Here is a 23,480-nt window from a genome sequence, read left to right on the forward strand (position 1 = left end):
GCTTAAGTCGTACTGTGGCGATATTCCGCGTTTCCGATGTTACTTCCGAAGGCAGCGGCCACGCCGAAGACACCGAAGTCACGGGTGAAATAGTGTCCTGCCCGCCCTCGGCCACCCTGTGTCACAAGTGCAGCACCAAGGCCGTGGTCATCATGGACGGCTGCGCCACCTGCTTGAACTGCGGTTACAGCAAGTGCGGTTGAGCGCCGGTATGCGCCACCGTTGAGTGACGAAAGGTGCGCACGCTTTAGTTGCGCCCGGGTTGCTAGTACGGGCATCTGGACGCTGCTGCTACCCAAATGGGGCTCTCCGAGCCCCATTTTGTTTTGACGAACTACTACCGCCCCAAGCCTGCCGCGCTGGCTAGGAATGGTTGGGTTCGGTGCCCTCGAGCGCTGCGTAGCCCCTGTCTCCGGAACGTCTCAACCACGGAGATTCGCCTAGGGCACACTTAGCAAAAGGGGCTGAATGTCGGCGCAGAACGGGGGGCTGCTCGCCATCGCACACATAGGCATGCTCTGGGCCGAGAAGCAGGGCCGTGGGTGGCCCTGGTCTAGGGCAGGGGGCGACTACGGGACGGGCATCGAGGACGTATTCGACTGGAATACATAGTTCCTGGACGTGGATGGCCTGTCGCGGGCCATCGATTGGATCTGTGTCGCAGATGGAATTGCGGCGTTGCCTTTCGAGCATCAAATCTTATTCGGAACGACAGGTTACTGCCGACTCGCTGACAGACCGCACTCGTAAGCTTGAGGAACCAGATGCCTGAAGAGCATCTCGCGATGTCGCCGGCTTCGCACGCAGCGTCGCATGGCCTCAAGCGGGCACTCGAAGAAGTCGGCAGGCGTATCGCCGCGAGCGGACCGTCATTGCGACTCAAGCCATGCTGCACGTTACTTGCGCGATACCTGTAATCAGGCACGGATACCTTGGGCAAGCGACGCACCCTCACAGCTGTCTTCAAGCTTCGCGCATTCAGCACGCCGTCGCTGCGCAGCGGGCGACGATGAGTTGAATTGAAAACCAAATGGACTCAACCACGCTCAAGGAGAGCAAGCAATGATCAGCAATACGATGAAGGTTTCGTTGGGCATGGCCATCGGTGCCATCGGCGTAGTGGCAACGCCGGCAGGGGCCGCGGCGCTGGACCCCACATTTGGTTCGGCGGGCACTACCTCCACCGCATTCGGCGGCTACGGTGCCGCCGCCCGGGTGGTTATCCAGCCGGACGGACGGATTGTCAGCGCCGGCCAGAACGCACTCGGCGACTTCGCACTGGCCCGTTATACGACCAGCGGTGCGCTGGACACGAGCTTCAATGGCACCGGCATGGTCACCACCACGCTGTCCGGCAGTTGCTCGGGACAAGCGCGTGCACTCGCCTTGCAGGCCGATGGCAAGATCGTCGTTGCAGGCGCCTCGTGCCCGAACTTCACAGCCACCCGCAACTTCACCATTGTTCGCTACAACGCGGACGGTTCGCTGGACACCAGCTTCGGCAGCTCGGGCAAGGCGACCGTCAATTTCTACGCGGGGGCGTCGGAAGCCTACGCCGTTGCGATCCAGGGCGGCTCGATCTGGGTTGCGGGCTATGCCGGCTCCGGCTTTGCGCTGGCGCGCCTTACCGGCAGCGGTACCTTGGATTACAGCTTCGGCAGCGGTACCGGCACCGTCACTTCGACGGTCGGCACCAGCTCGGCCCTCGCCAACAGCCTGGCCATCCAGGCGGATGGCAAGCCCGTGCTGGCCGGCTACGCATCGAGCGGCGGCACCGTATTCGCGTTGACGCGCTACACCACGACAGGCGCGCTGGACACCACGTTCGGTACCGGCGGTAAGGTTCTGACCAATGTGGGTGGCACTTTCACCGGCAACTCCGCCGTCGCCACTTCGCTGGCGATTCAAAGCGATGGCAACATCGTCGCCGCTGGCTACGCAAACAGCGCGAGTGGCGGCTACTATCGAATGGCTGCCGTTCGTTACACCAGCGCCGGCGCGCTGGACAGCTATTTTGGATCCGGCACCGGCAAGGTCCTTACCGCCATCGGTAGCGGCAATGCGATCGGCAGCGATGTCGCCATCGATGCCACCGGCGGCATCATTGTCGGCGGCTACTCCAGTGCGGGCAGCTACCGCCAGTTGACCTTGAACCGCTACGACCCGTACGGCAACCAGGACTACAGCTTCGGGCCTGTCGCCACCGCCGTCGGCAGCGCGAATGCCGCTGTTCAAGGGCTCGCCATACAGAGCGACGGCAAAATCGTCGTGGCGGGCTATGGCAACTCGCCAGTGACCTTCGTGGTTGCCCGGTATCAATAAGCTGCGGTTCGAATCGCCGGCCTGAGGGCAGGGCTTGCTGCCGGGATGAGGGCGGGCCCTGCTGCGGTCGGTGCCGTTGACATACGCCACAGGGTCGTTCGTCCCACGCTGGGGCGCGAGGCGGGATTTTCTGGAGTCATAAGCCCGAGGACTGTCGCCGTAAACTGGTCCTTGAGCCCATGAACCACCTGGCCGACACTGCGGTGCCCCGCACCTGCACCGCCGGACCCGAAAAGGAAACGAAATGAGAAAGCCGGCAATGGGTAACGCCCGCCCAGCCGCGATCGTTGGTCTGGCGGGGCTCGTCTTGCTTGGGCTCCCGCTGAGCGGCTTCGCGGAAGGCCGGTGTCCTGCCGGCATGTTCGAAACCGGATCCCGAGACTTCATCGCCTGCGCGCCGATTCCGGGCTATGGCGAGGGAGGCGAGGAAGAACAGCAAGAGACCATCCAGATGGTCTGGGCCGACCGATGGGGCGCGTATGCCACGGAAAAAGGCGCCAGCGGACTGGGCGTGGCGAACGGTCGAGCGTCGAAAGCGGCCGCCGAGAAAGATGCGGTACTCGACTGCAGGCAGGTGGCGAAAGAGCCGAGCAAATGCTCGGTGCAACTGTCGTTCTACAACCAATGCGCCGCATACGCGTGGGGCGGAGGGCACGGCGTGGCGGCGTCCGCGGTCAACGAGAAGGCCGCGATTCGCGAGGCGACGAAACTGTGCGACGAGGCATCCGGCGTGGAGTGCCTGATCTATCACAGCGGTTGCAGCTTTCAGGAGGCGGTTCCGCCGTAGGGGCAGATTGAAAGTTAGGGAGCCGACGTATGGCGGGTGCGCTGGCCACTAGCGCCCATGCAGGCTAACGATTCGAACACGCGTCCAGCGGGCCGCGGAGCGGCTTAGTGCTTCGGTTCGGCACAGCTCCGGCGCCCGGCGACCGTTCTCGGCCGAAGGCGCCATGTGCGCTTCCGCGCCGACACCGCCGCGATCGGGAAAGAAGCGTGGCGCCCGCAACTTACCCTACGGTTCGAACCGCCCGCTGGTGTCCATTCGGACGCCGCGCAGTCGCATCGTTTTCAGGTGCTGTGCGTAATTGGATTCGGCGAAGTAGCCCATCAGCAGGGAGCGGCGGCGCAGGTTGCCCGGATTCAGGCTGCCCGCATGGACGAGATCGGCGTCGAATACCAGGATGTCGCCCGCGGCGCCTGTTAGTTGTGTGCTGCGGGACTCGTCGTCCTCCCCGGGGGGCGCTGCGCCCGGCCTAGGGCGATGGCTGCCGGGCACCAGGCGGGTCGCGCCGTTGTGCGGGCCATAGTCGTCCAGGAACGCCAGCGCGTTCACGGTATCGCCGGGCCGCTGCGCCGACAGGTCGCGGTGCAGCCCCTGATGGCCTTGTCCGGGCAAGGGTTCGCGCCCCTCCACCTGCGACAGGAAGAACCGCTCGCCGATCAGCGCGCCAGCCGCGGCCAGGACGCGTGGCAGCCGACAGACGGCCTGCACGGTCGGGTCGAGGTCCAGCTGCGAATGGCGCCAGTCTGCGCCGCGCGGCACGGGCCAGCGCTCCGACGGCTGCACGCCCGTATCGAAGGCGCGGCGCAGATCGCCCAGCCACTCCGCCGGAATTTCGCCGCGGAGCAGGGCATAGCCGTCCCGATGAAGTTGTTCGCGGTCGATCATGGGTTTTCGGCTTCGTCTGCGGGTGCCGGTTCTTTTACCGAGTCCGTGCCCGGAAGGACAGCCCGAAGGCGAAGTAAGCGCGCAATGAGCGGCGGCCCTCAAGCAGCAGGGCCACATAACGCGAGACGGGAGCCGGCCACGATTCGTCGGCTGCGGCCATCCGCTTGCAAATCGCCTGTGCGCGCTCTACAGTGAACCATATGGTTCAGTATCAAGCCCGCCTCGACGCAACCTTCGCCGCGCTCTCCGACGTCACCCGGCGCGGCGTGCTCGAACACCTGGGCGGTTCGGAGGCTTCCATCACCGACCTTGCCCAAAAGTTCGACATGACCCTCACGGGCATGAAGAAGCACGTCAGCGTACTGGAGCAGGCGGGGCTGGTGACCACGCAGAAGGTGGGGCGCGTACGCACCTGCAAGCTCGGACAGCGCCGGCTGGAGGAAGAGGCCGCCTGGATCGAACGCCACCGCCAACTCTGGAGTGCGCGCTTCGACGCGCTCGACCAGCTGGTCGAACAATTGAAACGCGAGGAGAAGGCAGATGCCAAAAGGAAACGAAGCTAGCCCCGACGCCATCAATCGCACCGTCGTGGAGCGCAAGTCCGACCGCGAATTCGTCGCGACGCGACGATTCAACGCGCCCGCGCATATCGTCTTCGAAGCGTGGAGCAGGCCCGATTTGTTCAAGCAGTGGTGGGTTCCGGAGTCGGCCGGCCTGTCGCTGCTCTCGTGCGAGATGGAGGTTCGCACCGGAGGCAGGTATCGCCTCGTGTTCCGCCACCCCGCCACCGATCAACCGATAGCATTCTTCGGCACCTACACGGAGGTGACGCCGAACCAGCGCATCGTGTGGACGAACGAAGAAAGCGATCAGGGCGCCGTGACCACAGTGACGTTCGAAGAAAACGCCGGCAGCACGCTGGTCACCTTGCACGAACTCTACCCCACGCAAGCGGCCCTCGACGAAGCCCTTGCCGGTTCGGCGGAAGGTCTGCCGGAGCAGTTCGCGCAGCTGGACGCCTTGCTCGCAAGCGGAGCGTGATCGCCGGCGTATGCGACGGATGGGGCGAAGGGAGCGCATCGGCCCATAGCCGCTGGCTCGGCGCCGACGAATTGCCGATACTCGAATGGGGCTCTTGCGAGCCCCTTCCTTTCCCGAAACATCGCTTTCCAGGTGCCCGATGCGTCGTGCGGTCCTTTCGTTTTTTCTGCTGGCATCGTTCGGCGCCGGCGCGGTCGTCATTCGGGACGACGTCCCCGACATGCGCTATCGGATGGCCATATCCGAATTCCCGGCATTGGCCGACGTGCCGGGCGAGGGCCATGGCGTCCTGATCGCACCGCGGTGGGTGCTGACCGCCGCCCACGTGGTCGGCTGGCAGCAAGGGGTGGAGGTGGTCGTCGTAGGCGGCACTCCCTACGCCGTAAGCCGTGTCGTAGTTCACCCGGATTACAAGAAGCCGCCTCAGGACATGGTCGACGCGGCGATCAAGTCGGGCGATTGGGCCGCCTTCCTGGCGTTCATGGCCGCTTCCGACGACATCGCCCTGATCGAGTTGGTCGAGCCGGTGCGCGACGTGGCTCCCGTGCGCATCTACAGCGAATCGGCGCTGGGGAAGGTGGTGCGGATCATGGGGCGGGGCGCCACCGGGACGGGTACGCGGGGGCACCATCCGCACGGCCCGAACCGGACCGATCTGCGCCAGGGCTACAACGAGATCAGCCTCTCGGAGGGCCGATGGATCGGATACACCTTCGATCCGCCGCCGGCGGCACTACCGCTGGAGGCGTCGTTGGGCAACGGGGATAGCGGCAGCCCCATGCTCGTCGCGGTGGGCGACGAATGGCAGGTGGCCGGGATCACCGCATGGAAGCGCGTGCAGGGCAATCCGATGGAAACCTGGCCGGGCAAGTACGGACAGATGAATTACGGCGTGCGGGTGGAGCACTACCGCGGCTGGATCGAGAAGACGATCGCGGTGCCCGCGAAGCTGTCGGGCGAAAACACCGAAATCCAAAAAACGCCGTGACGCGCCGGCTTGGATAGGAAGGCCCGAGTGGCCTTCCTCGGGGCCGCCGACAGCGCGTGGCCGAACTCAGCCCGTGTCGCCCTCGATGCGTTTCACGCGCTTGCGGTAGGCCTGCACGTTGTTGCCGTCGATCTCCGTCTCCCGCGTTCCCGTTACCTCGCCGATCTTCTGGTCCGAGCCGGTCACCGGCTGCGCCTCGACGGTCGTTTCGCGTTCGAACGCGTGCGACTTGTCGGTGTTGCGGTAGTACCGATACAGGCCCCAATACAGGCCGGTGGCGCCGGCCGGGCCGAGCAGGAGCAGCCATAGTCCGCTGTCGTCGCTCATTAAGAGTTCCCCACGATCCAGAGTGCGATGCCTTCGAGGAAGGTGCCGACGGTGATGGCGGTCAAGAGCAGCTTCCACTGCTGCACAGGCACGCTGCCCATCGTCTCGCCGGTGCGGCCGTTCACGGCGATGTAATGCAGCATGCCGCCGTTGCTGCCCGGCTGATGATAGGAATACAGCCACACCGGCAGGTACATCGACACCCAGCGAGTGCCGTGGACGTCGAGACGTTCCTGCTCCCAGCGCACGCCGCGACCGTAGCGCTCGACCGACGCCTCGACCTGAGCGCGGGCGATCGACAGAAGTTGGTCTTCCAGGCGCGGGCGCAGGTGCTGCACGTCGGTGTTGCGCTTCTCCGAACTGAAGCCCGACAGATAGGACGCGTTCCACTTCACCGCGTTCTTGGTGTCGAACGGCAGGATGGTATTGATGATGTTGTTGGTGTTGACCCGGATGTCCAGATTGCCGCGTTCGGTGGACGATTCCAGCGGCAGGTCGTCGACGGTGAAGTCGACGTGCCGCTCCACCCGATAGACGTCCGCGTCGTAGTAAGTCTTCTTGTCGTCGCCGCTGCCCCTGGTGTAGCGGCGCGTCTGGATTTCGCCCTGGCCGGCGATGTCGGCGCTGGCTTTGCCGTCGACGATCATGTACGGCAAATAGACGCCGACGACGTTCTCCGGGGTGAACTGTTCCTTGAAGGCCTTCAACGCGAAAAAGCGGCGCTTGTCCACGAACTGACGGATACGGGCGACGGCATCGTCCTTGCGGATGTGAAACGGCAGCACCGCGTCGGGCACCGCGCCGTTGGCCACCTGCTCGTTGACGCCGAAGACGTGCCGACACCAGTGACAACGCGCGGTCATCCCGGCGTCGGTGTTGACCGTCACCTCGGCGCCGCAACCGGTGCACTTGAAGGTCATCAGGCTGGCGGCGTCGGCCGCGATGTCGCGCGCGCCCGAGGCGATGATGGTGCCTTTGAGCTGGTCGAGGCCCTCGCCGAGTCCGAACTCCTCCTCCACCCGCGCGCCTTGCCACTCGTTGCGGCAATACAGACAGATCAGCAAGTCGCTGCCCGGCTTGTGGCGAATGTCGGACGCACCGCATTTCGGGCAGCGGTTGAGGCCGTCCTTGAGCTCATCCGAGGACGTGTCGATGGCGACCGGATCGGGCGCCAGCAGCTCGTCGCGGATCGGCTCGGGCAAGGCGGCCGGATCCAGCGGCGAGCTGCCGGGCAAGGGCGGTACGTCCTGCGGCGACCCCGGGCCGGTATACGGCGGCAGCGGCGGTGGCGACGAACGGGTGGGGTTCGACATGGCGGCTATGCGGCTCCGGTTTACAGACCCAGCGTCTTGGTCTTGAGCGCGTCGTAGTCGGCCTGCGTGATCAGGCCCAGGTCCAGCATCTCCTTGGCCTTCTTCAACTTGGCGATCGGATCGTCGGCGGCGGCCGCGGCCGGCGCCACCGGCTGCTGCAGGCCGCCGATGCCCGCGCCGACCATGCCCGTGGCCATGCCGACGCCCATCAGGCCCGCCGCGCCGCCGTTCTCGCCGGCCGACTGGATGCCCGCCGCGACACTGGCTTGCAGGTTGGAATTGCCGCGCGCACCCGACAGCGCGTCGGCGCGCTGCACGGTCTTGAGCAGTTCCCGGGTGGTCGCGTCGTACTCGATGGAGACGATGGCGGTCTTGACGATGGCCAGGCCGCGGTCGGACTTCCACTGATAGGCCGCTTCCACCGCGTCGGACAGGCTCTTGGCGAAGCCCAGGGAGTCCTGCTGGATCTTGGTGATGCGGTTGCCCTTGTCCGCGTCGTTCGTATACAGGCTGAAGGCCGGCGCGAGCGAGCCGACGACTTCGTTGAAGAGCTGGCTGGCGGCGGCGTTGTCGACGTCGGTGAAATCGAAGACCTGGCCGGGCCGCAGGTAGGTGGCCGGCACGAAGTTCTTCACGAACAGGATCGGATCGACGATCTTCAGCGTGTAGGAGCCGCGCGTCAGCGCGCCGACCTGCGTGTTGAGGAAGCCGTCGTTCCAGTAGATCTCGGACTGCGTGCCGAAGCGATTGTCCGGCAGTTCCTTCAGCGAGACGAAGAACGCGGCCTGCTGCGCGCCCGGCTGGCCGCCGAACTTGAAACGCTCCCAGCTTTGCTTGATCAGCGAGCTGACCAGGCCGTCGCCGGCGAAAATGGATTGGGAGTTGAGGTCGTCCGACCGCCATTCGTAGCCGCCCGGCTCGGCGACGAATCCGGTGATCGCGCCGTCCTGGAACAGCAGCAGCCCGTAGCCCTCGGGAACCACGATCTTCGAACCGTTGCTGATGATGTTCGAGGAACCGCTGGTATTCGAACCGCGACCGGCATTGGTACCGCGCGGCACCGCGGCGAACAGCGCCGCGGTCGGCGGCAGGCCATCGGGAACCGTATAGAAGTCCTTCCACTGGTCGGCGAGCACGCCGCCGACCGCACCCGCCACCGCCTGCACCAGACCCATGACCTTCCCCACGTTTCTTGGCCGGGCACCGTGCCCGCCTTGCACGCCGAAACTATACAGTTCCGCGCGGCGCGCCGGAGGCGGGCCGGCTCAATCGGCGCTGGTCCAGGCGAACCGGCGGCTCTTGCGCCTATCCGTAGCGCCCGGCTTCGACCGTCTCCTTCTGTACGGTCCGACTGGCCGACGCGTTCGCCTCGGCCAGCGCCTCTCCCGGCGCCCTGCCAGCCCGGCCATCTTGCGTTAGCGCTATGCGGCCCGAGGGCAGCGCGCCGGCGGGCGCCTGCCATCGGCCCAGAGGCTATTTCGGGCGGGTACCGGTCGCGAGTCCTCCGACGCAGGGGCGCCTTCGCCCCAGCCGCGACCTGCTCGCCCGATAGTCGTGCCGCCTTGCTGCGGCGCGTCAGCAGCCAGGCGCCGCCGGGCCTACAATCGTGCGTGCAACGGCTGTCCGCTTAGCCATGGTCCCTCACGCGTCAGCGTTTACCGGAGGCTGCAATGCGACGTTTCGCTCTTGCCGCGGCACTGCTCATGTTCTCGGCCGCTACCTATGCCTACGAATGGCCGTTGGGCATCCCCAGCGACGCCAAGTCCCAGTACTTCATCCTCGAAATCGGCGGCAAATGGCCGGGCCGCACCGTCATCACCAAGCGTACGGGCGCCGATGGCACGAATTATTCGAAGCGCTTCTACGACTGCCTCAACGGCTCGATGAAGTACCTCGGCAACGGCGCTACGCTGTACGATATGGCGCGCTCGAAACCGGACCAGGACATGGCGCCGGTGGCGCCGCGATCGGTGGCGGACTATGTGGGGCGGGAGGCGTGCAAGCGCTAGGGTTCGGGTGCCGAGGAAGTCATGACTATTGCTACGCTAAAATCGTTGTTCGGCTACAAGGCCTGGGCCAACGCCGAGTTGTTCGCGCTGCTGGAGTCCGTGCCCGCCGAGCACGCCGGTCCGCTGCACTCCTGTATCCGCACGCTCAACCACGTCTACGTCACCGACCGCATCTTCCGCGCACACCTGAGCGGCGGGCCGCGACCGTTCGATGCGACGAATACGCAGGACACCCCTGGCCTGCAGCAGCTGCGAGCCGACGTGCGGGCCACGGATGCCTGGTATCTGGACTACGTCTCCACGCTCGCCGAGCCGGTCCTGGCCGAAGTCCTGGATTTCCGGTTCACCGACGGCGACCGCGGCCGCATGTCCCGCGAGGAGATGCTGTTGCACATCGTCACGCATGGCGGCTATCACCGCGGCAATGTCGGCGAGGCGCTCAAGTTCATCTCGATCGATGCACCGCGCGATCTGTACACCAAGTTCCTGCACCAAAGCGAGCCGTCCAGGCGCGGTGCCTGAGCGTACGCGCCGCGCTCAGGCCGGGCCGAATGCCGCCAGGAACAGCAGGGCGAGTGCGGTAACGGCGGCGGTCGCATGGCCGACGACCAGCCAGGCCGGAAGCAGGCGCTGGCGCCATTTGTAAGCCAAGCTCATGACCGCACCGACGGCGGCGGCCAGCAGGAACAGCGCGAGCGCGAGTATCGCGGAAGACGGCACGGTCAGCATGCAAACGGCATAAGCCAGCAAGGTCAAGCCCGATGCGGCCAGCAAGCCATGCAGCATGGCCAGCCAGGCGGGTGGATTGCGCTTGCGCGAGAAGCGGATGATCGCCATGAGCAAGCCGCCCAACGCGGTGATCGCCAACAGGGTAGTCGCGGTCTGCAGCATGGTCGTAATCCTCGGTTCGATGGGCAGACCAGCCGCGCTCGGCTGGGCGGTACTGAGATCGGGCGCTAGCGCGCCGGCGTCACGCGCCAGACGACATTGCCGACATCGTCGGCTACCAGCACCGCGCCGCGGCCGTCGATCGCCACGCCCACCGGCCGCCCGTGCGCCTGCCCACGCTCGTCCAGGAAGCCGGTGAGCACGTCTTCGATCGGGCCGGTGGGCCGTCCGTTCGCGAACGGCACGAAAACCAGCTTGTAGCCGCTAGGCGGCTTGCGGTTCCACGAACCGTGCAGGCCGATGAAGGCGCCGTTGGCGTAGCGCGCAGGAAGCAGCTTGCCTTCATAGAACGCCAGCCCCAGGGCGGCGACGTGAGCGCCCAGCGCGTAGTCGGGTGCGATCGCCTTGGCCACCATCGCGGGGTCCTGCGGTTGCACGCGCGTATCGACATGCGCGCCGTAGTAGCTGTACGGCCATCCATAGAACGCGCCGTCGCGCACCGAGGTGAGGTAGTCGGGCACCAGGTCGCTGCCAAGCTCGTCGCGCTCGTTCGCCACCGTCCACAGGGCGCCGCTTTGCGGTTGCCAGGCCAGACCCACCGGGTTACGCAGGCCGCTGGCGTAAACGCGGCCCTGGCCGGTCTTGACGTCGATCTCATGGATCGCGGCGCGGCTGGCTTCGATGTCCATGCCGTTCTCGCCGATATTGCTGTTCGAACCGACGCCCACGTACAGCTTGCCGCCGTCGCGACTGGCCAGCAGGCTCTTGGTCCAATGATGATTGCGCGGCGCGCCGGGGAGATGCGCCAACTTCGTCGGTACGGCGTCGATGCGCAGGTCGCCAAGACGGTACGGCACGCGCACGATCGCGTCGGCGTTGGCGACGTAGAACTCGTCGCCGATCAGCGCCATCCCGAACGGCGACATCAGGTTCTGCAGGAAGACCGCGCGGACTTCCGCCACGCCATCGCCGTCGGCATCGCGCAGCAGGGTGATGCGGTTGGCGCTGGGCGCGGCGGCGCCGGCCTTTTCGAAAGCCGATTTCATGAACATGCCGCGGATCGGATTCGACGCGGGATCCGGCGTCGGCGGACGATTGCTTTCCGCGACCAGCACGTCGCCGTTGGGCAGCACATACAGCCAACGTGGATGATCCAGCCCGGTCGCGAACGCGTTCACCGCCAGTCCCGCTGCCGGCGTCGGCTTCGCGCCCGTCGGCCAGCCGACGGCCTTGGCCACTTTGACGGTGGGGATCAGCGTAGAGGCGGGCTCAGGCAGCGTCGGATTCGGCCCGGTATCGGCCTTGGCGGCGAGGCGGGCGGAGCCGCCGCAACCGACGACGACCGACAGCGTCAGCGCGTACGCGGTCGCGCGTGCGAGCGGGGTGATGCGGAGCATGGCCGCTTCCTTATGGGGCAGCGCAGCCGAGACGCAATCTGCCTACGCATTTCAGTGTCCGCTGGACGCCATGAAGTCGATGTGACTTCGTACTCGTCGCGTGAAGGCGTGGCTACCGCAAGACGTTAACTCATGAAGACCTGACGTTCACCGGAGATTTCCAGCCGACAACTAATCTGCCACTGGTTATCAAACCAAGGCCAACGCGGCAAAGGAGAGGACGGTGCATGTACGTGATCATGGGCGGTACGGGGCATGTGGGGTCGGCCACCGCTGAGGCGCTGCTCGCGCGCGCAGAGGCGGTCGCTATCGTTACCCGTTCCGCCGAGCGCGCCGGCGAGTGGCGTGCGAAGGGCGCGGATATCATCGAGGCGGATGTGGAGGACACGGCGTCGCTGCATGCGGCCCTCCGACGCGGACACCGTGCTCTCCTGCTCAATCCGCCCGCCGATACCAGCACGGATACCGACGCGGTCGAAAGGCACACCGTCGCCAAGATTCTGGCCGCGCTCGAAGGCTCGGGCCTGGAGAAGGTGGTCGCGGAATCGACCGGGGGCGCGCGGCCAGGCGATCGCATCGGCGATCTCAACGTGTTGTGGGAGCTCGAGGAAGGCCTGCGCGGACAAACCATCCCGGCGGCCATAAACCGGGCGGCCTACTACATGAGCAACTGGGACGGGCAACTCGATGCCGTCCGCGCCACCGGCAAGCTGCAAACCTTGTTTCCCGCCGATCTCGCGCTTCCCATGGTCGCGCCGCGCGATCTGGGTTGGGCGGCCGCTACCAGGCTGTTGTCGTCGCTGGACGACACGGGCGTGCGCTATGTGGAAGGTCCGCACCTGTACTCGTCCAACGACGTCGCGCACGCGTTCTCGCAAGCCCTGGGCCGACCGGTGGAGGTGGTGGTCACACCGCGCGAAGCATGGAAGCAGGCCTTCCTCAAGCTGGGATTCTCCGACGCCGCGGCCGACTCCTATGCGCGGATGACTGCGGTCGCCGTCGATAGCGGCTTCGACGTGTCGGACGACCCGCTGCGAGGCACGACCACGCTCGAAGCCTATGTTCGGGATTTGGTAGCCAAGTCGCAGGCTTAGCCCAAGAGGGGCGGACCTGCACAAAGATCAGCGCTGCGGTGCCGGAAAGCGCGGGCCACGTCGCATGGATGGCGGGCTTATCGTCGGTCCCCAAGGCCTTGCCTTGCGCGATCTGGAATAGAGTGCAAGAACGCCCCCGAACGGAGCCGCGCCATGCTGGATCACCTCTTCCTGTCGGTAAGCGATGTCGGCCGCTCGGTCGCCTTTTACACGGCCGCCTTGGCCCCGCTCGGTATCGAGCGAAAACACGACTACGACGGCAAGGATGGCCCTCCGGGGCATCCCGATCTCAAGGGCTTCGGTGCCGACGGCCGGGTGTTCTTCTGGTTACGTCATGGATCCGTGCAACCGGACGCGGTGCATATCGGCTTCGTGGCGGCGGGTGAGGCGCAGGTCGATGCGGCCTATGCGGCAGCGATCGCGGCAGGGGCGACCGATCGGGGCGCACCGGGCCCGCGATTGCACTACGATCCGCGCTACTACGCCGCGAATGTGTTGGATCCCGATGGGCACAGTCTGGAGTTCGTCTACAAGTGCTGGCAGCACCCGTCGCGATGAGGGAAAGGGAGATGACGAGCCCGCCGTGTTCGCGTTCGTTCGACGCGAACTCGGGCGCCGTCTCGGCTATTCCGGTGCGCAGCCCACGCCATGCCGCATGGCCGGCGACGGTGAGACAAGAATGTCCTAGTCGCGCAAAGCCGAACGAATTCATGTAGCAACCGTTTTCCATACGCTCCACGCACGCGTAACGCCGCGATGACCTGTCGCTGTCGGATTACGCGTTGAATACGTTACACAGGGACCGTGCATCAGCCATGGAGGCTAGCGCAACGCAACCGCGCCTATCGTAGTGCCATCGTCGTTCGCCGACGGTGTCGTCCGCAGTACGCATCGGGTCGTCAGACCGAACCCCCGCTATGCATCCGAGACCGGCTTCAAGCCCGGATGGGCGAAGCCATGCCGTCCCGCTGCCGAATCGTCGTGTACCGACGATGGACGCCTGTCACCAGGCAAACCCGAACCATCATGGAGAGTACGAGATCATGGAAAGGACGAACGACAATCTAGGGCGGATAGGAACGCCGCCGCAGCGACGCGGCGTGCGGGCCGCGGTATGGGTGGCCTCCGGCTTGATCGCCGCGATGCTGCCGCTGGGCACGAGCATGGCCCAGACGCCGATGGCGCCGCTGATCAACGAGAACGCGCCCAAGCGTATCCCGGGCCAGTACATCGTGGTCTACAAGCAGGGCGTGGCCAGCAAGTCGCTGCAGACCTCGCAGGAGCGCGTGCGCGCGCTAGGCGGCAAGATCGGTTACGTCTACACCAGCGCGCTGCGCGGTTTCAGCGCGACCTTGCCGGACAACGCCGTGCGCAGCCTGCGCCAGAACCCGGACGTCGCCTACATCGAGGTCGACCAGGTCGGCGATCTCAACGTCGTCCAGAACAACCCGCCCGCGGGCCTGGACCGCACCAGCGAGCGCCTGCTGCCGTTGGATCTGCGCTACACCTACAGCGAAACCGGCAACAACGTGCATGTGTACGTGATCGACACCGGCATCCGCGCCACCCATAACGAAATGGTCGGGCGCGTGTCGGGCGGCACCAACACCATGAACCTGGCCGCCGGCACCGGCGATTGCCACGGTCACGGTACTCATGTCGCGGGTACGATCGGCGGCACCACCTTTGGCATCGCCAAACAGGCGCTGCTGCATCCGGTGCGTGCGGGTGATTGCGCCAACACCTACCTGGCGCCGGTGATCGCGGCAGTGGATTGGGTCACGGCCAACCGCGTGCTGCCCGCGGTCGCCAACCTCAGTTCCGGCTTCTCGCCCAGTCCTACCCTGGACACGGCGATCGCGAACTCGGTGGCGTCCGGCGTCACCTACTCGGTCGCCGCGGGCAACAACAACGGCGACGCCTGCAACATCTCGCCGGCGCGTGCGCCGACGGCGATCACGGTGGGCGCGATCAATCCGAACAATGACACCCGTGCCAGCTTCTCCAACTGGGGCACCTGCGTCGATCTGTTCGCACCTGGCGTGAGCACCCTGTCGGCCGGTATCGCCAACGATGCCTCGACGGCGGTGATGTCGGGCACCTCGATGGCGGCCCCGCACGTGGCCGGCGTGGCCGCGCGCTATCTGCAGATCCACCCGGCATCGACGCCGGCGGCGGTCTGGGCGGCGATCCACAACGCCGACAACACCGCGGCGACTCCGGGCTGGCCCGGCGTCATCAATCGCGGTGTGGGTTCGCCGAACGAGCAACTGCACTACGGCTCGCTCAACGACGGCTTCAACGACGGCGACCCACATATCACCACCGTCAATGGTCTGTACTACGACTTCCAGCCGGGCGGTGAGTTCGTGGCCCTGCTCGGCGGTATGGGCATGGAGATCCAGACCCGCCAGACGGTCGTTCCCAGCGCACCGTGGGTCAGCGTCAACACCGCCATCGCCGCGCGCGTGGGCAGCTATCGCGTCACCTGGGTGCCCAACCTGAGCGGCGTGCCGGATCCCAGCGGGCTGCAGTTGCGCGTGAACGGTACGCTCGTCAGCCCCGGTCCGGGCGGCATCGCCCTCGGTGTCGGCGGCCGCGTCAGCAAGTACGGCAGCAACGGCATCCAGATCGACTTCCCCGACGGCACCACGCTGATCGCGACCTCGAACTGGTGGTCGAACCAGAGCCAGTGGTACATCAACGTGCGCGCGTACCACACGCCCGCCACCGAGGGCATCATGGGCGTGCTGACGGCCAACGAATGGACCCGTCCGGGCTTCGTCGACTCCTGGCGCGTGACCGACAAGACCTCGCTGTTCGATTACGCCAAGGAAGACTCGACCGGCAACTACCGCAAGGATCCCTTCCCGGAGGACAAGATCCCGCCGATGAAGCCCGAGAACGTCGAGCTGGCGCGCCGCGTCTGCGAACCGCTGAAGGACCGCAAGATCCGCGGCGACTGCGAGTTCGACGTCGGCACCACCGGCGACGAGATCTTCGCCGAAAGCGCGAAGGTCAGCCAGGACGTGCAGCGCGGCGGCACCAAGACCTCGCTGGGCGCCAACGCCAAGGGCGACAGCCTGATCCTGACCGCCACCGTCGCGCGTTTCGCGCGCGGCCAGGAAGTGCCCACCGGCGCCGCCCGCCTGCTGGTCGACGGCAAGGACATCGCCGAGCCCGCCGGGCTGGACAAGACCGGCCGCGCCAACTGGACCGTGTCGGAAAGCGCCATCAAGGGCCTAAGCGTGATCGCCGAGTACGTGCCGGCCAAGGACAGCGAGTTCCTGCCCAGCACCAGCGGCGCGCTGGACTACGGTCGCGAAGCCAAGCGTGTCAGCAACCCGCTGGCCGACCCGATCTATCTGCGTCTGTCCAAGTAAGCAGGGATGAAACCAGCCGGTCGCCATGGGGCGCCGGATGAAACAGCGCCGCGAACGCGGACGCGCCCGGGCATCGCCGACAGGTCGGTGGTGTCCGGGCGTTTGCGCTGAAGGGGCGGCTGCAGGCCCTATGTCGGAAGACCCGATTGACGGCATCCTGGGCCAAACCCAGAATTCGCGCGACTCCCCACGTGGGGCAGAGTCAGGTACCCAATGGAGTTCGACTCTTTAGGCCCCGTTTCAAGCGGCCTCATCGGCGGCGCGATTGCCGTCTGGCTGACCTCGCGCTGGGCGCGCACGCTGCCAAGAACCTACAACGCCAAATCCCGGGATGCCCTGCTCAGGCAGCATCGCCTGTCGACCTGGGTGGCCAATGCGCTGTTCATCGCAGGGATCTTTTTTGGCGTGGCGCTGTACCCGCTCGGCGGCTATGAAGATTCCGATCCCGTCCCGGTGCTGTGGGGATTCGGCTTGGCGAGCGTGCTGCCGTTGTTGGCCTTGGGTCTGATCCCCCTCGTCACCGGCCGCAATGTCAAGGAAGCCTACGTCGCATTCGCCTGGGCTCAGGACACTCCGCTATGGCTGACGTACAGCGTGCTGGGCGGGGGTGTCGTGGCATTCGCGTTCGCGCTGGCGAGCCTTCGCGCCTGACCGGCCGTTCAAGCCGAAGTCGCTGCGCGGCGAAGCAGGCGCTGGGGCACCGGGGCGACCGAAATCCCCGCTGAAATCGCATCCCCGCCCACCGCCTGACCCGGCCCCGAAACCGGGCGTATGATGGCCTGGCCCACTGCGAACGGACCCGGGGGCAAGCGGAGTCCGCCGGCAGGCGCAGTACGCATGAAACGCCGATCCACCCCCTTCAGGGAGGAAGTGGAATGCTCAAGCGATTCGTGGACTTCTTTCGCGATCCGCCGCCGGCGCAAGCGCCCGCGCCCGGCGCACCGCAGCCGCGGCAAGCCAGCGCCTTGGCCGACAACGATTACAGCCGGGAGAGGCTGCCCGCGTGCGGCGGCCCCCGGCGCACCAGCCACGGTCCTCTAGCCGAAACCCTGCGCTACCGGCGCGGTTTCGAGAACGCGCTCATGCTGGGCCTCGACCTGCCTGTCCTGCCTCACCCGGGCAAGCCTGTGGACGCCGACCGCATTGCCCTGCGGACCAGTGCCTTGGGCGCCTTCGTCAACACGGCCATGCTGTACCCCATCACCCTGGGCGAGGAAGGCGCGCAAGCCGGTCGTGACCCGGGATCGATGATGGTCACTCAGCAGGAACAGGCCGGGCTTAATCCGATGGGGACGCAGACGACGCCGTCGTTACTGACGCCCACCAGGAAGGGGCACCAGTAGGCGAAGGGTGGAAGACAGAGCAGCGCTTTGCGGAAAGGAGCGGAGCCTGTTTTGGAAAATGGTGGATGTTCCGGATTTGTGGCCTTAGCGCCAAAGGAGCGATCGATGCGATGTCTTACCCTCGGTGCTGCACTGCTGATGTGCTCGGCCGCAACGTACGCGTACGAGTGGCCGCTAGGCATCCCCACTGACGCCAAGGCCCAGAACTACATCCTGGAAATCGGTGGCAAGTGGCCCGGCCGCACCCTCATCACCCGCCGCACGGCGGCCGGCAGCACGAACTACTCCAAGCGCTTCTACGACTGCCTCAACCACACCGTGAAGTTCCTCGGCACCGGCGGAACGCTGTCCAAAATGGCCTTGTCGAAGCCCGAGGCGGACATGGTACCGGTGGCTCCGCAGTCGGTGGCGGATTATGTGGGGCGGGAGGCGTGCAAGCGATGATCCAATGGCGGCTGCGATTAGCCGGAAGTGTTACTGTTCGAGCGATATCTAAGGTGGGTGTGGGAAACAGATTCGCTAAGCTTTGCGGGCAAATGTCTTCTGTTCTTTTCCTGCGCATCTGTGCTAATCGTTTGAAGTGGCGCCATTACAATGGAGAACGGGAATTATATGGTCCAAAGGCGAAATAGTTCCGAAGCCGAAAGTCGACTTGTAAGTGTGACTTGGGCGCAGTTGGCCGGCGATGCCACTTCGTCTGTTTCGGCTGCACGTCAACGAATACTGGCGTGGGTTGCAGAAAGGACCAGCGAGATATTGCCCTCCGTCGCCTACGACGGTCGATCTTTTTCCCTCGCTCTGGGTAATGGAGCAGCGGTGTCCGGGCAGGGCATCTGGGCGTTGCGGTTTGATACCGCCGATGAAAAACTGAAAGAAGACGGCATTGAGCGTAGGTGGCGGACTGAAGTCGTTTTAGCTCGAATCGCTAGAGAGCCAATGGCTCATTTGTCCCTGCGTCTGTCTGTTGTTACAACCACTCCAGGCGTCCCATTTGGTAGGACCGCGCCCAAATTGCTGCGCACATTGGCTAGTGAGCAGGGTTTGGTTTTTGATGGTGTTACCGATCTAGAAAATTACGGTGCCGACTTGGAATTGTTGGTTCAGCTTCTCGAGCAACCCGAGCGGCGGCCAGTCATTCTTGTGGCAGAAGACGATGCTGGTCGCGTCACTGTGAATGTAGATCGGCTGAAGAACGGAGCGATTGGGTTTGCGCATGTTGTGAGAGTTCCATCAGTGACAGCGCGAGCCTTTATCCGAGAGGTTGGGGGAAGGTGGGCTGTGTTTCCTGGTGGAATTCGAATTTATTATCCGGGTGTTGATTTCTCCGAGTCTCAATTTCGTGCGCACCCGTTCTGGTCATTGGCGTCAATGCCGCGCGAGTCCTCGGATATACGAAGATTCGAGCAGCGACTAATTTACCGGCTTCTGGCGATGTCGGTAAATCGTACAGATATCGATGATCTCGCTCCTAGCTTCGGCGCAGTTGATGCGATGCTCCGCGAAGCGCAATTGCTGGCCGCAGCTCGCGCTTCCGAGGAGGCCCAAGCGAAAGCGGAGGCTGCGAGCACGATGCAGGAGAAGTGGGCGGCTCAGCAGGAGCAACTAGATACTCTGCACGTGGAAGTTTCCAGCCTTAAGGGGGAGTTGCAGGCTGTAAAAGAACGCTCTAGGGAGGTTGTTCAAGATCGTGACATGGCTTATGACGCCAATGAGGAGTACACCGCTGAAATTGAGCGCTTGCAAGGACAGCTCTATGGGCTAGGCGCGAAAGTGCGAGCTCTGGAAGGCAAGCTATTGGAGCGAGGCGACGCCACTGTTCAAGCGGTTCCCATCCCCAGCTCTTTCAACGAGCTCGCAGGTTGGGCGGAAACCTACTACCCAGACCGCTTGGTGGTTTTGCCCAAAGCAGCTCGTGCTGCAAAGAAATCGGTTTATGACGATGTTGCTCACATCTACCAGTGTTTGATGCTGCTGGCCGACGAGTACGTCGACTATAGGCGTGGCGAGCCTGGCGCTCAGATGAAGTATCAGGATGCCTGTTCCCATCTTCGAGTAGAAGTTACACCCGTTGGAGCTGCGCTGGATAATAGAAAATATAGAGATCAGTTTCGAACGCCTTATAAGTCTGGCTATTCAGAAATTGATCTGCATTTGTCCCCTGCGCCCGGCACTTCGGAGCGGGGCAGTTATGATCCGAAACGAACGTACCGGATCTATTTTTTCTGGGATGAAGAGAATGAGTTCGTCGTGGTGGGCAGTCTGCCTGCGCACCTCACCACCAGTCTGACGAACTAAATGATCATATGGTTGAGGCGAGCAGTTATGGAGTACTGCGAAAGCCATGCCTAACCCCAAAATGGGTTATTTCGAGTTGGGCATTAGGCTTTGTATATGCCTGCTGCCTTGCACAAGCCCGAGTACGTACGTTTGCGCCAATTGCTGGTCGAAGCGCGTGAGCGGGCCGGCCTAACTCAGGTGCAGGTGGCGCAGAAGCTGCAAAAGGCCCAGTCGTTCGTCTCGAAGTACGAACTGGGCGAGCGACGCCTGGACGTGATCGACTTCATGCACGTCTGCGCGAGCCTGGGTGTCGACCCGGCCGATCTGCTGCGGCAGATCGCTAAGTCCCGTAAGTAGTCTCCTAGCTCCGTCCTCCTCCATTGAGCTGACTGCCCTAACTTGAGGGGCCAATCAGGTGCCGATTGGCTTACCCCAAAATGGGTTGAAATTATCCCAAAATGGGCTATAAGGATGTTGTGCGGTTGGCCAGCTGAGCAATCGCATGGAAGCCTTCGCTTTCCCAGTTGCTCCGGCTTTGGGCGGCGACGGCACGGTCGGCAACAGCGCCTGCAAGTTGCGGCGCCAGATCCTTGAACTCAGAGGGAACCGGGTATGCCCAACGCCACACAAGACACGTCCTTCTCCATCCCGCTTCATCGTTACGGACCGTACCTGGACGATGCCGGTTTGGCCTTCGCGCGCACCTGCTCCCACGATCTCCGCGTCTCCGTCGCCTACTTCTACGCCGACAACGACCTGCTGGCCGAGGCGATCCTGGCCTTCGGTCTGCTGAGCGAGCCGGAGCGGCGACAGGCCCTGCGCGACATGAAGGCCAAGTTGGGCTACGGCCCGGACGACGAGGGCGGCGGAAGTAAGCGGGGCGGGGTACGGAAGGCGCGTTGATCTGACGCTAATCATCGGCGGCCTGATCGGAAGGGTGCGCGCCCCTTCGCGAAGGGCGTCGCCGGCTTCGCGTAAGGCGTTGCGGCGTGACCGAACCCGCCGGCGGCCTTGCGGAAGGCGCCGCAGTGATTCGCGAAGGCCGGCGCCGGCTTCGCGTAAGTCCTGGCCGTATTCCCGAAGCCGCCGACGGCCTTCCGTCATGTGTCGCAGCGATTCGCGAAGGGCGGCCCCGGCTACGCGAACGGAAACAGGGGTCAGAGTCGACATTCTAGAGAACCCATTCTGATCCTTGTTTCGCTGATGCAATGCCTGAGCGCGGGCGCGCATTTCCGCGATCCACCGTATGCGCACAAGCCATTTTTTCGACAGGTTTGCGCGATGCGCTTGTGGGTCAGTCCCACTGCGTGGTCTTCAACGCAGCCTGTCAGCGGAGAGGGCCGCGGCCTGCGAGGCAAACTTAGCGCAAAAAAAATGGGAGGGTTGGCGCCAGTGGGCTGGTGGGTGCTGGAAATGCTCCTTCGATGGGCGGATGAGTCGCCGTCCCCGGAGAGCACTTCTGGCCTATATCCGTTCGTAAGGGGACGGTGTTAGCTTGCGCGGGCCCACGCTGCCGTGTGCAAAAAACCAGAGGCCCTTGTGAGTGTCAATCGATCCGTTTTCTTGATAACGATCATCGCCGCCGCCTGGGCCACGCAGCCCTTCGTCGTGCGAGCGCAGTCGGCGAGTGCGTCGGCCGCCGAACGCCACAAGCAAGTGGACGCGATCTTCGCGCCGTGGAGCGGCACCAATACGCCCGGCTGCGCGGTGGGGATTTCCCGCGACGGCGTGCTGGACTACACGCGCGGCTACGGGATGTCGAATCTCGAGTACGACATCGCCATCACCCCGGAATCGATCTTCCAGGTCGGTTCCGTCTCCAAGCAGTTCACCGCCTTCTCGATCGCACTGCTGGCGCAGGACGGCAAATTGTCGCTGGACGACGACATTCGCAAGTACCTGCCGGAGATGCCGGACTTCGGCAAGACGATCACCATCGCGCACCTGATTCATCACAGCAGTGGCCTGCGCGAGCAGGGGCAGCTGCTGTATTTGGCCGGCTGGCGCGGCGACGACATGATGACCGAGGCCGATATGCTGGCGGTCGCCGCGAAGCAGCGAGGGCTGAACTTCGCGCCAGGGACCGAGACGCTCTACAACAACCTCGGCTATACCATGCTGGCGGTCATCGTGAAGCGCGTATCCGGCAAGCCTCTGACGGTCTTCGCCCAGGAAAGGATATTCCAGCCGTTGGGTATGACCGACACGCATTTCCAGGACGACCACACCGAGATCGTGCGGCGCCGAACCGCGGGATATCAGGCGCACCGGGACGGCGGATGGCGCATCAGCATCCCCGCGTCCGACTACTACGGACCGACCGGCCTGTTCACCACGGTGGGCGACCTGCTGAAGTGGCAGGACAACTTCATCCACGCGCGTGTCGGTGGACAAGCGTTGGTGGCGTCCATGCAGACATCGGCCCTATCGGACACCGGCGTGGCGAGCGGCTACGGTGGCGGTGTATTCGTCCGCAGTTACCGGGGCCTGCGCACGGTAGGGCACGACGGCGTGCATGCCGGGTATCGTGCGGACGCGGTTAGCTTCCCCGATCAGCGGCTGGCGATCGTGACCTTGTGCAACGGCGCCACGATTGCTCCGCCGGAGCTCACGCAGAAAATCGCGGCCGTGTATCTGGGTGATCGCATGACGCCCGTGGCGCCCGCGGTGAAAGTGCCGGAACCGGCGTTGTCGGCGCTGGCCGGCGTCTATTGGAGTTCGCTGACGGATGAAGTGGTACGAGTGGAGGTGAAGGACGGTGCATTGCGCCCCACTGGCGCATCGACGCCGCTAGAACCGCTCGGGAACGGGTTGTTCCGCTTGGGCGAGACTGCGCGATGGCAATTCGACGCCTCCGCGGACGATGCGCTGAAAGCGCCCGAGCTACGGATCTGGGATGCCTGGCCTACGCCAAGAATTTTTACCCGCGTCAACGCGTCGGTGCCCTCGGCCTCGGCGCTGGCATCGTTCGCGGGGCGGTACCGCATCGACGAGGTCGATATGACTTATACGGTGCTCATGGCGGACGGAAAGCTGACCATGCGATGGCCTCGCCAGACCGATCTCGTGCTTGAAGCCGTCGGCGGCGATCGCTTCGTCAGCGGCGCATGGACGGTGACCTTCACGCGCTCGGCGTCGGGCGCGGTGGATGGCTTGACGCTTACCGCGCGTCGTTTGCGTCGCATGCGCGCGGAGCGGCTCACGACAGCGGAGACGCCTGTGATTCGAGCCGGTAACAGCATCTAGGCGAGATGCGGCCGATGACGGTCCTCGTCTCGGTCGCTTGCGCGACTCCAGCTAGATAAGCCCCAGTTGAGTCGCGTTCAACGTAGCTGCCGCCCGCGTGCCAGCCTCCAGCTTGCGAAACACGCTCTCGACATGGGGCGCACCGTGCTGGGGCTGATGCGGCGCAACCGCTGGCGTTGCGTG

At 64.6% G+C, this 23,480-nt stretch carries 23 protein-coding genes and 1 pseudogene; 18 read left to right on the forward strand and 6 right to left on the reverse strand.

Annotated elements, in window-relative coordinates:
• Nucleotides 1-65: 65 nt before the first annotated feature.
• The 3 genes and pseudogenes from ASD69_RS22720 to ASD69_RS12665 form a co-directional block, all read left to right on the forward strand.
• Nucleotides 66-203: pseudogene (locus ASD69_RS22720) on the forward strand (NrdJb); the annotation flags it as partial.
• Between the two features lie 859 nt (nucleotides 204-1,062).
• Nucleotides 1,063-2,322 (forward strand): delta-60 repeat domain-containing protein, encoded by a 1,260-nt coding sequence (locus ASD69_RS12660; RefSeq protein WP_056178357.1) that lies wholly within the window; start codon nucleotides 1,063-1,065, stop codon nucleotides 2,320-2,322.
• 244 nt (nucleotides 2,323-2,566) lie between these two features.
• A complete protein-coding gene (locus ASD69_RS12665; protein WP_082576463.1) occupies nucleotides 2,567-3,109 on the forward strand; it encodes a DUF4189 domain-containing protein in 543 nt (180 codons plus the stop codon).
• 225 nt (nucleotides 3,110-3,334) lie between these two features.
• Here the strand turns inward: ASD69_RS12665 and ASD69_RS12670 are convergent, their stop codons facing one another.
• Nucleotides 3,335-3,991 carry a phytanoyl-CoA dioxygenase family protein gene (locus ASD69_RS12670; RefSeq protein WP_056178360.1) on the reverse strand — a complete coding sequence of 219 codons (657 nt, stop codon included), beginning with the start codon at nucleotides 3,989-3,991 and terminating at the stop codon, nucleotides 3,335-3,337.
• 200 nt (nucleotides 3,992-4,191) lie between these two features.
• On the opposite strand from ASD69_RS12670, the gene ASD69_RS12675 reads away from it, so the two are divergent.
• From ASD69_RS12675 to ASD69_RS12685, 3 genes are all read left to right on the forward strand, one after another.
• Nucleotides 4,192-4,554, forward strand: coding sequence for a metalloregulator ArsR/SmtB family transcription factor (locus tag ASD69_RS12675; protein ID WP_056178362.1), 363 nt, complete (start codon nucleotides 4,192-4,194; stop codon nucleotides 4,552-4,554).
• Nucleotides 4,532-5,032, forward strand: a complete 501-nt coding sequence (locus ASD69_RS12680) for an SRPBCC family protein (protein WP_056178364.1) — start codon at nucleotides 4,532-4,534, stop codon at nucleotides 5,030-5,032. Before ASD69_RS12675 ends, ASD69_RS12680 begins: the two co-directional genes overlap by 23 nt.
• Before the next feature lie 139 nt (nucleotides 5,033-5,171).
• Nucleotides 5,172-6,020: a trypsin-like serine protease gene (locus tag ASD69_RS12685; protein ID WP_082576464.1), complete on the forward strand. Its 849-nt coding sequence runs from the start codon at nucleotides 5,172-5,174 to the stop codon at nucleotides 6,018-6,020.
• A gap of 66 nt (nucleotides 6,021-6,086) precedes the next feature.
• Here the strand turns inward: ASD69_RS12685 and ASD69_RS12690 are convergent, their stop codons facing one another.
• Genes ASD69_RS12690 through ASD69_RS12700 form a run of 3 tightly spaced genes read right to left on the reverse strand, consistent with a single transcriptional unit; the run spans nucleotide 6,087 to nucleotide 8,835 of the window.
• Nucleotides 6,087-6,347, reverse strand: coding sequence for a hypothetical protein (locus ASD69_RS12690; RefSeq protein ID WP_056178366.1), 261 nt, complete (start codon nucleotides 6,345-6,347; stop codon nucleotides 6,087-6,089).
• Nucleotides 6,347-7,660, reverse strand: a complete 1,314-nt coding sequence (locus ASD69_RS12695) for a hypothetical protein (RefSeq protein ID WP_056178367.1) — start codon at nucleotides 7,658-7,660, stop codon at nucleotides 6,347-6,349. The genes ASD69_RS12690 and ASD69_RS12695 overlap by 1 nt, the downstream gene beginning before the upstream one ends.
• A 20-nt stretch (nucleotides 7,661-7,680) precedes the next feature.
• A complete protein-coding gene (locus tag ASD69_RS12700; RefSeq protein WP_056178370.1) occupies nucleotides 7,681-8,835 on the reverse strand; it encodes an SPFH domain-containing protein in 1,155 nt (384 codons plus the stop codon).
• 495 nt (nucleotides 8,836-9,330) lie between these two features.
• Here ASD69_RS12700 and ASD69_RS12705 point away from each other — a divergent pair, with 495 nt between their 5' ends.
• Both ASD69_RS12705 and ASD69_RS12710 read left to right on the forward strand, forming a co-directional pair.
• A complete protein-coding gene (locus ASD69_RS12705) occupies nucleotides 9,331-9,669 on the forward strand; it encodes a hypothetical protein (RefSeq protein ID WP_056178372.1) in 339 nt (112 codons plus the stop codon).
• A gap of 21 nt (nucleotides 9,670-9,690) precedes the next feature.
• Complete coding sequence (locus tag ASD69_RS12710) at nucleotides 9,691-10,191, forward strand: DinB family protein (protein ID WP_056178374.1); 501 nt, start codon at nucleotides 9,691-9,693, stop codon at nucleotides 10,189-10,191.
• A 15-nt stretch (nucleotides 10,192-10,206) separates the two neighbouring features.
• On the opposite strand, the gene ASD69_RS12715 is transcribed toward ASD69_RS12710, so the two are convergent.
• A complete protein-coding gene (locus tag ASD69_RS12715) occupies nucleotides 10,207-10,560 on the reverse strand; it encodes a hypothetical protein (protein ID WP_157499181.1) in 354 nt (117 codons plus the stop codon).
• A 65-nt stretch (nucleotides 10,561-10,625) separates the two neighbouring features.
• The gene (locus ASD69_RS12720) at nucleotides 10,626-11,954 is read right to left on the reverse strand and encodes a sorbosone dehydrogenase family protein (RefSeq protein WP_056178382.1); all 1,329 of its coding nucleotides are present in this window, start codon (nucleotides 11,952-11,954) and stop codon (nucleotides 10,626-10,628) included.
• Nucleotides 11,955-12,181: 227 nt separating this feature from the next.
• Between ASD69_RS12720 and ASD69_RS12725 the strand changes: the two genes are divergently transcribed.
• The 10 genes from ASD69_RS12725 (at nucleotide 12,182) to ASD69_RS12770 (ending at nucleotide 23,297) form a co-directional block, all read left to right on the forward strand.
• Nucleotides 12,182-13,048: an NAD(P)H-binding protein gene (locus ASD69_RS12725; protein WP_056178383.1), complete on the forward strand. Its 867-nt coding sequence runs from the start codon at nucleotides 12,182-12,184 to the stop codon at nucleotides 13,046-13,048.
• Between the two features lie 153 nt (nucleotides 13,049-13,201).
• Complete coding sequence (locus ASD69_RS12730) at nucleotides 13,202-13,606, forward strand: VOC family protein (protein WP_056178384.1); 405 nt, start codon at nucleotides 13,202-13,204, stop codon at nucleotides 13,604-13,606.
• 485 nt (nucleotides 13,607-14,091) lie between these two features.
• Nucleotides 14,092-16,431: a S8 family serine peptidase gene (locus ASD69_RS12735; protein ID WP_162250651.1), complete on the forward strand. Its 2,340-nt coding sequence runs from the start codon at nucleotides 14,092-14,094 to the stop codon at nucleotides 16,429-16,431.
• A gap of 213 nt (nucleotides 16,432-16,644) precedes the next feature.
• Nucleotides 16,645-17,082 (forward strand): hypothetical protein, encoded by a 438-nt coding sequence (locus ASD69_RS12740; protein WP_056178387.1) that lies wholly within the window; start codon nucleotides 16,645-16,647, stop codon nucleotides 17,080-17,082.
• Nucleotides 17,083-17,306: 224 nt separating this feature from the next.
• On the forward strand, nucleotides 17,307-17,774 hold the full coding sequence (locus ASD69_RS12745; RefSeq protein ID WP_056178390.1) for a hypothetical protein: 468 nt from the start codon (nucleotides 17,307-17,309) through the stop codon (nucleotides 17,772-17,774).
• A 105-nt stretch (nucleotides 17,775-17,879) separates the two neighbouring features.
• Nucleotides 17,880-18,218, forward strand: a complete 339-nt coding sequence (locus ASD69_RS12750; RefSeq protein ID WP_157489376.1) for a hypothetical protein — start codon at nucleotides 17,880-17,882, stop codon at nucleotides 18,216-18,218.
• A gap of 312 nt (nucleotides 18,219-18,530) precedes the next feature.
• Nucleotides 18,531-20,069 (forward strand): hypothetical protein, encoded by a 1,539-nt coding sequence (locus ASD69_RS21970; RefSeq protein WP_235567207.1) that lies wholly within the window; start codon nucleotides 18,531-18,533, stop codon nucleotides 20,067-20,069.
• Nucleotides 20,070-20,165: 96 nt separating this feature from the next.
• Nucleotides 20,166-20,408, forward strand: a complete 243-nt coding sequence (locus ASD69_RS12760) for a helix-turn-helix transcriptional regulator (RefSeq protein ID WP_056178397.1) — start codon at nucleotides 20,166-20,168, stop codon at nucleotides 20,406-20,408.
• Nucleotides 20,409-20,663: 255 nt separating this feature from the next.
• A complete protein-coding gene (locus ASD69_RS12765; protein WP_056178399.1) occupies nucleotides 20,664-20,954 on the forward strand; it encodes a hypothetical protein in 291 nt (96 codons plus the stop codon).
• 660 nt (nucleotides 20,955-21,614) lie between these two features.
• Complete coding sequence (locus ASD69_RS12770; protein WP_157499182.1) at nucleotides 21,615-23,297, forward strand: serine hydrolase; 1,683 nt, start codon at nucleotides 21,615-21,617, stop codon at nucleotides 23,295-23,297.
• The last annotated feature ends 183 nt before the right edge of the window (nucleotides 23,298-23,480 follow it).

The sequence above is a fragment of the Lysobacter sp. Root604 genome (assembly GCF_001427505.1).
In the GTDB taxonomy this organism is placed as follows: domain Bacteria; phylum Pseudomonadota; class Gammaproteobacteria; order Xanthomonadales; family Xanthomonadaceae; genus Lysobacter.

What these genes read in the sequence shown, in the direction of transcription:
- ASD69_RS12660 (WP_056178357.1), top strand. Translation starts at nt 1,063, where the DNA reads ATGATCAGCAATACGATGAAGGTTTCGTTGGGCATGGCCATCGGTGCC.
- ASD69_RS12665 (WP_082576463.1), top strand. Translation starts at nt 2,567, where the DNA reads ATGAGAAAGCCGGCAATGGGTAACGCCCGCCCAGCCGCGATCGTTGGT.
- ASD69_RS12670 (WP_056178360.1), bottom strand. Translation starts at nt 3,991, where the DNA reads ATGATCGACCGCGAACAACTTCATCGGGACGGCTATGCCCTGCTCCGC.
- ASD69_RS12675 (WP_056178362.1), top strand. Translation starts at nt 4,192, where the DNA reads ATGGTTCAGTATCAAGCCCGCCTCGACGCAACCTTCGCCGCGCTCTCC.
- ASD69_RS12680 (WP_056178364.1), top strand. Translation starts at nt 4,532, where the DNA reads ATGCCAAAAGGAAACGAAGCTAGCCCCGACGCCATCAATCGCACCGTC.
- ASD69_RS12685 (WP_082576464.1), top strand. Translation starts at nt 5,172, where the DNA reads ATGCGTCGTGCGGTCCTTTCGTTTTTTCTGCTGGCATCGTTCGGCGCC.
- ASD69_RS12690 (WP_056178366.1), bottom strand. Translation starts at nt 6,347, where the DNA reads ATGAGCGACGACAGCGGACTATGGCTGCTCCTGCTCGGCCCGGCCGGC.
- ASD69_RS12695 (WP_056178367.1), bottom strand. Translation starts at nt 7,660, where the DNA reads ATGTCGAACCCCACCCGTTCGTCGCCACCGCCGCTGCCGCCGTATACC.
- ASD69_RS12700 (WP_056178370.1), bottom strand. Translation starts at nt 8,835, where the DNA reads ATGGGTCTGGTGCAGGCGGTGGCGGGTGCGGTCGGCGGCGTGCTCGCC.
- ASD69_RS12705 (WP_056178372.1), top strand. Translation starts at nt 9,331, where the DNA reads ATGCGACGTTTCGCTCTTGCCGCGGCACTGCTCATGTTCTCGGCCGCT.
- ASD69_RS12710 (WP_056178374.1), top strand. Translation starts at nt 9,691, where the DNA reads ATGACTATTGCTACGCTAAAATCGTTGTTCGGCTACAAGGCCTGGGCC.
- ASD69_RS12715 (WP_157499181.1), bottom strand. Translation starts at nt 10,560, where the DNA reads ATGCTGCAGACCGCGACTACCCTGTTGGCGATCACCGCGTTGGGCGGC.
- ASD69_RS12720 (WP_056178382.1), bottom strand. Translation starts at nt 11,954, where the DNA reads ATGCTCCGCATCACCCCGCTCGCACGCGCGACCGCGTACGCGCTGACG.
- ASD69_RS12725 (WP_056178383.1), top strand. Translation starts at nt 12,182, where the DNA reads ATGTACGTGATCATGGGCGGTACGGGGCATGTGGGGTCGGCCACCGCT.
- ASD69_RS12730 (WP_056178384.1), top strand. Translation starts at nt 13,202, where the DNA reads ATGCTGGATCACCTCTTCCTGTCGGTAAGCGATGTCGGCCGCTCGGTC.
- ASD69_RS12735 (WP_162250651.1), top strand. Translation starts at nt 14,092, where the DNA reads ATGGAAAGGACGAACGACAATCTAGGGCGGATAGGAACGCCGCCGCAG.
- ASD69_RS12740 (WP_056178387.1), top strand. Translation starts at nt 16,645, where the DNA reads ATGGAGTTCGACTCTTTAGGCCCCGTTTCAAGCGGCCTCATCGGCGGC.
- ASD69_RS12745 (WP_056178390.1), top strand. Translation starts at nt 17,307, where the DNA reads ATGCTCAAGCGATTCGTGGACTTCTTTCGCGATCCGCCGCCGGCGCAA.
- ASD69_RS12750 (WP_157489376.1), top strand. Translation starts at nt 17,880, where the DNA reads ATGCGATGTCTTACCCTCGGTGCTGCACTGCTGATGTGCTCGGCCGCA.
- ASD69_RS12760 (WP_056178397.1), top strand. Translation starts at nt 20,166, where the DNA reads ATGCCTGCTGCCTTGCACAAGCCCGAGTACGTACGTTTGCGCCAATTG.
- ASD69_RS12765 (WP_056178399.1), top strand. Translation starts at nt 20,664, where the DNA reads ATGCCCAACGCCACACAAGACACGTCCTTCTCCATCCCGCTTCATCGT.